Genomic DNA, 11,930 nt, shown 5'->3' with positions numbered 1-11,930 from the left:
CGCGGCGAGTATCGCGCCCGCCCGCCGCCCAGGTCACTGCGTGCGCGTCGAATCCTTCGTCCCTTCCGCCGCCTGCGCCAACGCCCCCCGAATCGCCGCCTCCGTCTTGTCGTACCCGCCCTCGCCATACCGCGTATAGACGATCTTGCCGTTCGCATCGATCAGGTACAGCGCGGGCCAGTACTGGTTGCCGTACGCGCGCCATGTGTCGTAGCGGTTGTCCTGCGCGACCGGATAGCGGATGTCGAAGCGCTTGATCGCATCGGCGACGTTCTTCGCGTCGCGTTCGAACGGATATTCCGGCGTATGCACGCCGACCACGACGAGCCCCTGGTCGCGATATTTCCGATACCAGTCGTTCACGTACGGAATCGTATGAATGCAGTTGATGCACGAGTACGTCCAGAAATCGACGAGCACGACCTTGCCGCGCAACTGGTCGAGCGTCAGCGGCGGGCTGTTGTGCCAGCGGTCGATGCCGGTGAAGCCCGGCGCCGTCATGCCGGCCGGCGACGCCTGCGTGCCCGCGTCGTCGCGGGTGCCGGCGAACGCGGCGAGCCCGGCCGTGGCGGCGAGGGCGATGACGAGGGCGGCGGTCTTGAGTCGGGGCAGCATGGCGTTCTCCTGATCGTTGGGGGCCGCGGCGCGAGCGCGGCGGCCCGACGGGTTTCGACAGGCCCCATTAGGCGGCGCCGACGTATCTGCGATGTGTCCGGCTGGCCGCGGGTGTGCAATGTTGTGTGTCGCCAAGGTGGCGCGATACATTGGGATACAAACGCATGCCCGCCGTGCGGTATAAAAGCGGACATCGCCCGCCCGAACCCCGATACCGACCACGACTCATGGACAAGATCGACCACGTGCTGATCGTCGACGACGATCGCGCGATCCGCGAACTGATCGCGGACTACCTCGAGAAGAACGGCATGCGCGTGTCGCTCGCCGCGAACGGCCGGGAGATGCGCAACGTGCTGGACGACGGCGCGCCCGACCTGATCGTGCTCGACCTGATGCTGCCCGGCGAGGACGGCCTGACGCTGTGCCGCGACCTGCGCGCCGGCAAGTTCCGCACGGTGCCGGTGCTGATGCTCACCGCCCGCGGCGAGGAAACCGACCGCATCATCGGCCTCGAGATGGGCGCCGACGACTACCTGGCCAAGCCGTTCGCGGTGCGCGAACTGCTCGCGCGGATCCGCTCGGTGCTGCGCCGCGCGCGCATGCTGCCGCCCGGCATGCAGGTGACGGAAACGGCCGCGCTGCTCGCGTTCGGCGAATGGCAGCTCGACACGACCGGACGCCACCTGCTCGATGCCGAAGGCACGCTGGTCGCGCTGAGCGGCGCCGAATACCGGCTGCTGCGCGTGTTCCTCGACAACCCGCAGCGCGTGCTGACGCGCGACCAGTTGCTGAATCTCACGCAAGGGCGGCAGTCCGACCCGTTCGACCGCTCGATCGACCTGCTCGTGAGCCGGCTGCGCCAGCGCCTGCGCGACGGCGCGCGCGAACCGCGCTACATCAAGACGCTGCGCAACGAGGGCTACGTGTTCTCGTCGACCGTCACCGCCGTCGACGGTACGCCATGAGCGCGCGCACGCCGTGGCACTGGCCGCGTTCACTGTTCGCGCGGCTCGCGCTGATCCTGTGCGTGGGCCTCGCGCTCGCGCAGACGCTGTCGTTCTGGCTCACCGTGACCGAGCGCGACCAGGCGACCACGAACCTGATGATGGGCTACATCGAGCGCGAGGTGGCCAGCTCGGTCGCGCTGCTCGACCATCTGCCGCCGGCGGAGCGGGCCGCGTGGCTGCCGCGTCTCGCACGGCGCAGCTATGCGTTCATCCTCGGGCCGGGCCAAACCGGCACGCCGCCGGAAGCGCGGCTGTCGGCGCGCGTCGAGCGCTCGATCTCGGACGGCATCGGCGGCGACTACCCGCTGACCGCGAATTCGATCCCCGGCGACCGCGAACATCTGCAGGTGCATCTGCGTCTTACCGACGGCTCGCCGCTGACAATCGACATCCACCCGATGTCGACGGTGCCGCTGTCGGGCTGGCTGCCGGCCGTGCTCGTGGTGCAGCTCGCGGTGCTGGCCGCATGCTGCTGGCTCGCGGTGCGGCTCGCGACGCGGCCGCTCAAGCAGCTCGCGCAGGCCGCGGACGCGCTCGGCCCCGACCTGAAGGGCGAACGGCTGAGCGAAGGCGGGCCGTCGGAAGTCGCGCGCGCCGCGCGGGCGTTCAACGCGATGCAGGACCGCATCGCGCAGTACATGGCCGAGCGCATGCAGATCCTCGCGTCGATCTCGCACGATCTGCAGACGCCGATCACGCGGATGCGGCTGCGCGTCGACGTGATGGACGACGACGCGCAGGGCGCGAAGCTGCGCCAGGACCTGCTGGAGATGGAGCATCTGGTGAAGGAGGGCGTCGCGTATGCGCGCACGCTGCATGGCACCGAGGAAGCCGCGCGCCGCATCGATCTCGATGCGCTGCTCGACAGCATCGTGTACGACTACACGGATGCGGGGCAGGACGTCGCGCTGCACAGTCATGCGCCGCTCGCGCTCGTCACGCGGCCGAAGGCGCTGCGCCGCATCGTCGGCAACCTGGTGGACAACGCGCTGAAGTTCGCGGGCGCGGCCGAGATCGACGTGCAGGCGGCGCCGGACGGCGGCGCGGTGATCGCCGTGCTCGACCGTGGGCCCGGCATTCCGGACGATCAGCTCGACGCGGTGTTCGAGCCGTTCCGGCGCGTGGAGACATCGCGCAATCGCGACACGGGCGGCACGGGGCTCGGTCTCGCGATCGCGCGGCAACTCGCGCTCGCGATGGGCGGCACGCTCACGCTGAACAACCGGCCGGACGGCGGTGGGCTCGAAGCGCGGCTCACGCTGAGGCACGCGGGGTGATGCGACGCGGCGTATGAGCGCCGCGGTGTCAGGCGCGCGCCGAAGCGTGCGATGTGTGGGATATGTGCGATGTGTGCGACTTCACACGCGTTGCAGATGTGCGTCGACGAGCGGCGCGAGCGCTTCCGCGTGCACGGCCGCGAGATCGTGCCGGCCGCCCGGCACGACATGCAGTTGCGCATCGGGTAGCCGTTCGAGCAGGCGCCGGCCGGCCGCGACCGGGCTGAGCGGATCGTCGTCGCCCCACAGCAGCAGCGTCGGCTGCGCGATACGGCCGATGTCTTGCGACAGGTCCGCGCGAAACGTGATGAACCAGTCGGGCAACCGCGGGTTCGCTTCGGCGAAACCGGCGCGCCAGTCCTGCGCGCCGAGCCCGGCCATGTCGAGTCCGCCGGACGTGACCGTCAGCACGAGATGCGTGACGAGATCCGGCTTGTCGAGCGCCGCGCGCATCGCGATCACGCCGCCCATCGATTGCGCGATCACGGCGGTCGGCCGATCGATGCTGGCGAGCACATGACGCACGAGGCTGTCGAAATCGTCGACCGCCGGGTCGCGCGGCGTGTCGCCGAAGCCCGGATACGCGACGATCCGCCGCTCGGCCGGATGCGTGAGCATGCCGGCCAGCGGCTGCCAGAACGCGGTGCTGCCCGATGCGCCGGGCAGGAAGAGCAGTTGGGACGGGACGGGCATGACGTTTCGTGTTCCTGTGATTGAAAAGCGAAGGGGGTGACCGGGCGCTGCGCGCGGGTCAGCAGCGGCCGGTGCGCAGCGCGACGGCCCACTCGTCGCGTCCGCGCGACGCCGCGATCGCGGCGGCCGTGTGCCAGTCGTATTCGACCGCATGGAATTCGACGTTCCAGCCGGCCGCGGTGCGCGACACCATCGCGTAGCGCGCATGCGGCGAGCCCGTCTCGATCCGGTGCGGATGCGGCAGATCGTCCGCGTACGCCTGCAGCCCGACGCTGCCCGGATTGACGATCAGCCGGCCGTCGCCGAGCTTCGCGGTGCGCGGCACGTGCGTGTGGCCGCACAGGATCAGCGAGGCCGCCGTGTCGCCCGCGCGCTGCGCGACTTCGTCGGGCGTGGCCGCGCGGCAACCATCGGGCGTGACCGTTTCGAGGAAATAGACGAGGTCGCTGGCCGGTGTGCCGTGCACCATCAGCACGTCGCCGTCGAGCATCAGGCGTTCGGGCAGCGCGGCGAGCCACGTGCGGTGGTCGGCGCGCAGCGTGTCGTGCGCCCAACGATCCGACAGCCCCATCGCGCCGCGCTCGCGCGTCAGCAGTTGCCGTTCGTGATTGCCCTTGATGGTCGGCAGGTCGAGCGCGATCAGGCGATCGGCCGTCTCGGCCGGATGGAGCGCGCCCGACAGGATGTCGCCGAGATTGACGATCACGTCGGCGCTACGGCGGCGGACGTCGTCGAGCACCGCGTCGAGCGCGGCGAGGTTGCCGTGGATGTCGGATAGCGCGGCGATTTTCATGGCGGCAAGGCGATGAGGGGAACGGCGATTGTCGCCAATTCGGCGCGGGGCGTCCAATCGCTTCACGGCATCGGTGCGGGATGGGCGGCGCAGGCGCAGGGGCGCGTCAGTCGGTCGCGAGCCGTGCGTACATCGCGAAATCGCCCGGCGCGCCGCGCACCATCTTGTAGGCGCGCAGCAGCCCTTCGTAGCGGTAGCCGCACTTCTGCAGCACGCGCGCGGAGCCCGTATTACTGGTCAGCACGACGGCCTGCATGCGGATGAAGCCGCCTTCGGCGAACGCCCACGCGGTGACGGCGTCGCACACCGCGCTCGCGATGCCGCGCCCCCAGTGCGACGGCGCGAGGTCGTACGCAATCTCCGCCGAGCGGTTCACGGTGGACACCGTATGCAGCCCGACCGTCCCGACGAGTGCGCCCGATGCGGTGTCGACGATCGCGAGACGCCGGATCGAATCCGGATCGGCCGATTCGATGTGGTCGAACACTGGCAGCAGATCGTCGGGCGAGCGCAGGTTCCAGCTCGTGTGGCGGAAAACGTCGGGATTCGACAGATACGCGTACCACGCGTCGAGATCCGCGCGTTCGAGTTGCCTGAGCGACAGGCCGGGGAAGCCGGCGCGCGGCGGCGCGGCGATTTTCATGGAGCCCGGCGCCTATGCGGCATGGCGCCGGTACAGCGCGAGCGAACCGGCGAGCGCGAGCAGCATCGCGCCGCACGTGCGTTCGAGCCACAGCGCGCCCGAGCGCTTCAGCAGCCGCACCGCGCGTGCGCCGAGCAGTGCGTAGCCGAACATCACGACGCCGTCGAGCAGCACGAAGTCGGACAGCATCGCGCCCGCGAAACCGTAGGCGGCCCGGCGCACGCCGTAGCGCGAGCCGTTGGTCAGCGCGAGCAGCACGGTCGGGCCGGGTGTCGCGATGCCGACGAACGCGACGGCGGCGAAGATCAGCAGGGTCGTTTCGTGCACGAAGAAGCTCTCCCGGTGGACGGCGCGCAGCCGATTATCGTCCGCGTCGCCTCGCGCTGTACAGGCGCGGCAGCCGCGCTTCCGGCCGCTCGCCGACTATCTCGATTTTGACAAGAAACTGTTGCCATTATTCCGCTTTGGAACGGAACCGGTTCCAACTACCATACCGGCCGCAGCGGGGCATGCCCGCTGCGTCGTCGCGCGCGGACGTCGTCGACCTCGCACCGCCGGCGGATGTCGGCGTCCGCGCGCGCTACTCGCCATAGCTAGAACAACGGGTTCACCGCCCGGAGACAACCAACCATGAACAAGCAACTGATCGCAGCGCCGCTGCTGCTCTCGCTCGCGGGTGTCGCCGCCGCGCAAAGCTCCGTCACGCTGTACGGCATCGTCGACGCGGGCGTGACCTATCGCAGCAACGAACGGGGCGGCTCGGCGGGCGCGTACACCGGGCATTCGAGCGTCGGGCTCACGACCGGCAACCTCTCCGGCAGCCGCTGGGGCATCAAGGGTGCCGAGGATCTCGGCGGCGGAATGCGCGCGCTGTTCGTCCTCGAGAACGGCTTCGACATCACCAACGGCACGTCGGGCCAGGGCGGCCGCCAGTTCGGCCGGCAGGCGTTCGTCGGCGTCGGCAGTGACCGCTACGGCACGATCACGCTCGGCCGTCAGTACACGTCGCTCGACGATTTCGTGAGCCCGGTCGGTCCGTCGTCGTTCATCGGCGGCTTCGGCGCGCACCCGGGCGACATCGACGATCTCGACCAGACCGCGCGCGTCGACAGCGCGATCAAGTACACGAGCGCGAACTACGCGGGCTTCACGTTCGGCGCGCTGTACGGCTTCGGCGGCCAGCCGGGCAGCATGAAGCGGCGCAACACGTGGAGCGTGGGCGCCGCGTACGCCGCCGGGCCGCTGCGCGTGGGCGTCGGCTACGAGCGCTCGGACAACAGCAAGACGGGCGCGACCGACCCGACGGCAGGCAAGTGGCAGAGCACCGACGACGGGCTGTTCAACTCGTCGATCAACGAAGGCTACGCGAGCGCGCAGTCGCAGCAGGTGATCGCGACCGGCGCGACGTACGACTTCGGCCCGGCCGTCGTCGGCGTGAACTACAGCAACGTGCAGTACCGCGGCGGCGGCCAGTCGCTGTTCGCCGGCCATGCGACCTTCAACGTCGCGGGCGTGTTCACGCGCTGGAACGTGCAGCCGCAGACGCAACTGTTCGCCGGCTACAGCTACACGCGCGGCAGCGACGTCGACGGCATCGACAACCGCGCGCAGTATCACAACGTCACGCTCGGCGCGGTCTACGACTTGTCGAAGCGCACCAGCGTGTACCTGCTCGGCGCGTACCAGCATGCGTCCGGCACGACGCTCGACGCGCTCGGCCGGCCGGTGGCCGCGACCGCGTCGGTGTCCGACAAGGCGAACGGCCATTCGTCCGACTCGCGCTCGCAGGCGATCGTGAGCCTGGGGCTGCGCCAGAAGTTCTGACGCGGCGATCGTTGCGCGTGCAACGGGGCCCGCGGCTGCCGCGGGCGTCGTTGCGGGATGCTCGCCTGCAACCGACGATGCACCCGTTCCATGGGCAACGCGTGATCGACGTCGTCGATGCGCTGCCGAAATACGTCGACGGCCGGGACGGCCCGACGTTCGCCCTGACGCGCTGAACGAGCGCCGCCGTGTGCCGGCCCAGCCGGCGCGCGGCTGTTCCCGCCGCATTCCTCCTTTCCCTCCCGCTTTCCCTTTCGTGCGCGACATCGCGAACGGCCGAGCGCGCCGAATAATATTTTTCTCCTTTCATTTTAATTTCTATTTGTAATAATCAAAAAGAATTCCGGGATGAAAAGGCAATACGGCATATCAGAAAAAATGACGTATCTGCATTGGATGTACCGGAAGAAAATGCCGGGGAATGCGCCGAACCAGCACGGCTGGCAGGCCGTACTGGCGTGGGTTCGTCGATTTTTCAATCGTTGACGAAAAAGCGCCGGACGGCAAAAGGCGTGGAGTGAATAATTCGGAGGAGCGACGAATGCGCGTTTGCCGGAATCACCAATATTTCATGCGCCGCGATTTACAGTGTCGACCATTGTTCGTCTGGGAGCATTATTCATGTCAATGAAACAAATCCGCGCGGCGTTGCTGGGAATGTGCATGGCGTTGCTGGCGCCGGCAAGCCACGCGCAGGCGCAATACTCGACCGACTGGCTCGCGAACACGTACGGCACGCTGGCCTCGCACGTCGGCAACGGCGCGCGCTCGATGTGGGTCGCGCCCGAAGGCGTGATCTACACGGCGTCGCGCTGGGACGAGAACGCGGGCGGGGTCGCGATCTATCAGAACGGCCAGCCGCTCGGCACGATCGGCATCCACGACGAATTCCAGGGCGGCGCGATCACCGGCAATTCGACGTCGCTGTTCGTCGCGCTCGGCTACAACCGCACGTTCGGCAGCGGCTCGGTGGGCCGCTACAACCGCAGCACGAACCAGCGCGACCTGCGCATTCCGGTCAGCACGTGGACGGGCATCCAGTATGCGGACGTGATCACGGGCCTCGCGACGGCCGGCAACCTGCTGTACGTGAGCGACTTCTACGGCAACCGCGTGCGCGTCTATACGACCGACGGCGTGTGGCAGCGCGACATCGGCGTCACGGGCCCCGGCGCGCTGGCGCTCGATGCGGCCGGCAACCTGTGGGTCGCGCGCAAGAGCGCGGGCGTCGTCGCGCAGTTCAGCGCGAGCGGTGCGGCGATGAGCACGCTCCAGATGGCGGCCGGCGCGCGGCCGGCGTCGCTGTACTTCGATGCGTCGATGGGCCGGTTGATGGTGGGCGACGAAGGGCCCGACATGAACATCAAGGTGTACGGCGGGCTGCCCGGAATGCCGGTGCAGGTCGGCACGTTCGGCGTGCAGGGCGGCTATCTCGACACGACGACGGGCATCAAGGGGCAGGTCGGCGACAAGCGCTTCACGCGCGTCGCGGCGCTCGGCAAGGATGCGGCCGGCAACCTGTACGTGCTGAACAACGCGTGGGGCGGCGGCTGGGATCTCGGCCGCAACGGCAGCACCGATCTGCATTCGTACAGCCCGGTCGGCACGCTGCAATGGAAGCTGCAGGCGCTGAACTTCGAGGGCATCGCCGCGCCCGACCCCGCGACCGACGGCGCGTTATTCTTCAGCGGCAACAACGTGTATACGGGCACCGCGGGCGGCACGTTCGTCGCGAACACGGTCGACCCGTTCACCTATCCGAAAGACCCGCGCCTCGACATGAACGACTACCAGCGCGGCCAGCACTTCGGCCAGCTCGTGACGGTCGGCGGCAACCGGATCCTCGTCGCGTCGGGGCAGAACCCCGGCAACTTCAACTTCTATTACTTCAACGCCGCGAGCGGCTATATCGCGATTCCGGCCGGCTCGCTGCCTGGCAAGCCGTTCAACACGACACTGCAGGTGACGGCCGGCTTCGACATCGACGGCAACGGCGACGTGTGGGCCGGACTGAACGGCTCCAACGTGATCACGCGCTACCCGATGACGGGCTTCGACGCGACCGGCAAGCCGTCGTGGGGCAAGCCGGTGACGACGGCCGTGCCGAGCAGCGTGGCGCCCGTGACGCGCATCCTCTATCAGGCCGACAGCGACACGATGATCCTCGCGCAGGGCCTCGCGGGCAACTGGGACTGGACCGCGATGAACGGGCACATCGAGGTCTATCGCGGCTGGAAGAACGGCAACACGAGCACGCCGAACCCGGTGATCAACCTGACGAGCGCGAACCCGAAATCGATCGCGGCGGCCGGCCACTACCTGTTCGTCGGCTATGTGCACACGGTGCCGAACATCGACATCTTCGATCTGAACACCGGTGCGCTCGTCGCGACGCTGACGAACTCGAACGCGTCGTCGATGGACGTCGGCAACGACGTCGACTCGATGTACGGCGTGCAGGCGTACCTGCGCTCGACCGGCGAATACGTGATCACGAAGGACAACTACAACGGCTCGAGCATCGTCGTGTATCGCTGGCGTCCGTGAGCGCGCGAGGGCGTCAGAACGATACCGTCGTCGTCAGCGTGACGAGCCGCGGCTCGCCGACCGCGACGATCAGGTTGCTGTTGCTCGACGGATAGTAGGTCTTGTCGAGCAGGTTCTTCACGTTGAGCTGGAAGCGGGTCGGGAACTTGCCGATCGTCGTTTCGTATGCGGCGAACGCGTCGACGCTCACGTAGCCGGGCAGCGTGAAGCTGTTCGCGGTGTCGCCGGGCCGCGCGCCGACGAGCCGCGCGCCGCCGCCGAAGCGCCAGCGCCCGGGCAGGTTCGCGATGGCCGTGTCGTACACCGCGAACACGCTGCCGGTGTGGCGCGCGACGTTGACGAGCGGCGTGTTGCTGTCGCGATCGTTCGCGTTCGTATACGCATAGCTGCCGATCACGCTCAGGTGGCGCGTGATCTGCCCGGCCACGTCGAGCTCGATCCCGCGCGAGCGCGCGGTGCCGATCGTCGACGTGATGTCGCCGACCGTGATCGCGACGTTGCGCTTGTCGATCTGGTAGACGGCGAGCGTGCCCGTGATCGCCGGTTTCAGGCTGAACTTCAGCCCGGCCTCGAGCACGCGGCCGTATTCCGGCGCGAGCGGCGCCGCGACGTTCGACGCGACGTTCGGCTTGAACGAGCGGCTCACGTTCGCGTAGGCGGTCAATGCCGGCGTCAACGCATACGCGAGCCCGAACTGCGGCAGCCAGACGCTGCCGCGCGAGCGGTCGGCGAACACGAACGGCCGGCCCATCCCCGATTCCTGCTGCCAGTTTTCCCAGCGCAGCCCGCCTACCGCGGTGAGGCGATCGGTGATCTTCACCGAGTCCTGCACGATCGTCGAGTACGCATGCACGACCGAGCGCGAATCGCTCTGCTTCGGATTCGGCACGCCGCCCGGCGCGAGCAGGCCGTATACGGGATCGTAGAGATTGAAGCCCGTCGTCGCCTTGCCGCGGATCGTGTCGCCGCGGAAGCTGCGCTGCCGCTCGTATTCGCCGCCGACGTAGATCGCGTGTTGCATGCCTGCAAGCGTCACGTTGCCGAGCAACCCGAGCGTCGCGATCTGGTCCGAATCGTTGCGCCCGAGGTTCGCATCGGACGAGCGCGTGAGCGTGCCGGTCTTGCTGTTGAACGCGGCGGCGCGGGTGAGGTATTGATCGTAGCGGTCGCGGCCCCAGCCGTAGGTCGCACGTACGCGCCATGCATCGGAGAAGCGGTGCTCGATGCGCGTACGCAGCGTTTCCTGGATGCTGCTGCTTTGCGACCACGCCTCCTCGTAGCGGCGATAGCGCAGCGCATCGTCGAGCTGGCCGTTGACGAGCACGGTGCCGCGGTCGAACGGCGTCGTGTAGTCGACGTACTGGTAGCTGACGTCGATCGACGTGTTTGCGTCGTGCCACGACAGCGCGGGCGCGATCAGCGCGCTGCGTTCGCGGCCGAAGCTGCGCCAGTAGCGGCTCGTGTCGTATTCGCCGGTCAGCCGGAAGGCGAGCGTGCCGCCCGCGACCTGGCCGGGCTTGCCGAGCGGCCCCGTGAGATCGAACTGGGCGTTGCTGCCGCCGTGGTTCGTGCGCGACGCGGAGATCGAGCCGCCGAACGTGTCTTCCGGCTTGCGCGTGACGAGGTTGATCACGCCGCCCGGGTCCTGCATCCCGTACAGCAGCGAAGCGGGGCCCTTCAGCACTTCGACGCGATCGATCGTCGCGAGATAGCTGTGCAGCACCGGCGTGCGTACGCCGTCGACCAGCACCGAGCCGTCGTTGTTCGACCCGAAGCCGCGCTTGATGAACGCGTCGCGCGTGCCGCCGAGCGTATTCGTCTGCGTGACGCCGCTGATGTTGCCGAGCACGTCGTCGAGCGAGCGCGCCTGCTGGTCCTGCATCACGCTGCTGCTGACCACCGCGACCGATTGCGGGATATCCTTCAGCGGTCGGTTTTCGCCGCCCGCGATGCTCGTCGTGCGCGGCTGATAGCCGATCGTCGGATCGACGGTGGCCGATGCATTGACGCTGATCGCCGGGAGTTCGTGTTCGGCGGCGGTCGCCGGAGCCGGTGCGGGGGCAACGGGTTCGGCGCCGGCCGCATGCGCGCCGGTCGCGGCGCACAGGGTGAGCAGGGCAGGCAGGCGCGTGCGCCACGGACGCGAGGTCCGGACACGGCAGGGCGTTCGACGGGATGGCATGAATCGATGCGGGAAGAGGAAGGCGAAGGATCGTGGCGCGGGCCGCGACATTGCGGTGTGTACAGGACGCGCATGATATATGTAATGAGAACTATTTGCAATTGTAATGGGGTGATCGGGCAATGCCCGGCCGTCGGTTGCCGCGCTGTCGGTCGTCTGCTACCGTAGCGGCCAAAATCAGACGCAGTGAAATTCAACGAGAGAGCCGGGGGCCGCACCATGTCATCTTCCTGTCACGTCGCGCTCGGCGCGACGCCGCGCGCCGCGCACGACCGCGTGGGCGACGAAGTGATCGCAGCCGTGTACCGCCATTCGAACGATTAAAGCGACGCAAGCGAATTCAACC

The 11,930-nt window shown here is 68.1% G+C and carries 10 protein-coding genes; 4 read left to right on the top strand and 6 right to left on the bottom strand.

Translation table 11 applies throughout. The features are described from left to right. Nucleotides 1–33: 33 nt before the first annotated feature. The gene (locus CFB89_RS27025; protein ID WP_089470516.1) at nt 34–615 is read right to left on the bottom strand and encodes a thioredoxin family protein; all 582 of its coding nucleotides are present in this window, start codon (nt 613–615) and stop codon (nt 34–36) included. A gap of 227 nt (nt 616–842) precedes the next feature. Here CFB89_RS27025 and CFB89_RS27020 point away from each other — a divergent pair, with 227 nt between their 5' ends. Both CFB89_RS27020 and CFB89_RS27015 read left to right on the top strand, forming a co-directional pair. Then, the gene (locus CFB89_RS27020) at nt 843–1,583 is read left to right on the top strand and encodes a response regulator (protein WP_050016245.1); all 741 of its coding nucleotides are present in this window, start codon (nt 843–845) and stop codon (nt 1,581–1,583) included. After that, the gene (locus tag CFB89_RS27015; RefSeq protein WP_089470515.1) at nt 1,580–2,902 is read left to right on the top strand and encodes an ATP-binding protein; all 1,323 of its coding nucleotides are present in this window, start codon (nt 1,580–1,582) and stop codon (nt 2,900–2,902) included. Before CFB89_RS27020 ends, CFB89_RS27015 begins: the two co-directional genes overlap by 4 nt. 81 nt (nt 2,903–2,983) lie before the next feature. Here CFB89_RS27015 and CFB89_RS27010 read toward each other — a convergent pair whose 3' ends face one another. The 4 genes from CFB89_RS27010 to CFB89_RS26995 all read right to left on the bottom strand — a co-directional run bounded on the left by CFB89_RS27010 (nt 2,984) and on the right by CFB89_RS26995 (nt 5,358). Further along, entirely contained in the window at nt 2,984–3,595 is a 612-nt protein-coding gene (locus tag CFB89_RS27010) for an alpha/beta fold hydrolase (RefSeq protein WP_089470514.1), read from the bottom strand. A 58-nt stretch (nt 3,596–3,653) separates the two neighbouring features. After that, nucleotides 3,654–4,388, bottom strand: coding sequence for a metallophosphoesterase (locus tag CFB89_RS27005; RefSeq protein WP_089470513.1), 735 nt, complete (start codon nt 4,386–4,388; stop codon nt 3,654–3,656). 106 nt (nt 4,389–4,494) lie between these two features. Further along, nucleotides 4,495–5,031 (bottom strand): GNAT family N-acetyltransferase, encoded by a 537-nt coding sequence (locus tag CFB89_RS27000; protein WP_089470512.1) that lies wholly within the window; start codon nt 5,029–5,031, stop codon nt 4,495–4,497. Nucleotides 5,032–5,043: 12 nt separating this feature from the next. After that, complete coding sequence (locus CFB89_RS26995) at nt 5,044–5,358, bottom strand: hypothetical protein (protein ID WP_089470511.1); 315 nt, start codon at nt 5,356–5,358, stop codon at nt 5,044–5,046. A 303-nt stretch (nt 5,359–5,661) separates the two neighbouring features. Between CFB89_RS26995 and CFB89_RS26990 the strand changes: the two genes are divergently transcribed. After that, a complete protein-coding gene (locus CFB89_RS26990; RefSeq protein WP_089470510.1) occupies nt 5,662–6,855 on the top strand; it encodes a porin in 1,194 nt (397 codons plus the stop codon). A 621-nt stretch (nt 6,856–7,476) separates the two neighbouring features. Continuing rightward, nucleotides 7,477–9,402 (top strand): SMP-30/gluconolaconase/LRE-like region family protein, encoded by a 1,926-nt coding sequence (locus CFB89_RS26980; RefSeq protein WP_089470509.1) that lies wholly within the window; start codon nt 7,477–7,479, stop codon nt 9,400–9,402. A 13-nt stretch (nt 9,403–9,415) separates the two neighbouring features. On the opposite strand, the gene CFB89_RS26975 is transcribed toward CFB89_RS26980, so the two are convergent. After that, on the bottom strand, nt 9,416–11,584 hold the full coding sequence (locus CFB89_RS26975; RefSeq protein WP_089470508.1) for a TonB-dependent siderophore receptor: 2,169 nt from the start codon (nt 11,582–11,584) through the stop codon (nt 9,416–9,418). Nucleotides 11,585–11,930: the final 346 nt, after the last annotated feature.

Source organism: Burkholderia sp. AU16741 (assembly GCF_002223345.1).
Taxonomy (GTDB): domain Bacteria; phylum Pseudomonadota; class Gammaproteobacteria; order Burkholderiales; family Burkholderiaceae; genus Burkholderia; species Burkholderia sola.
This window is presented reverse-complemented; position numbering and strand designations above follow the sequence as displayed.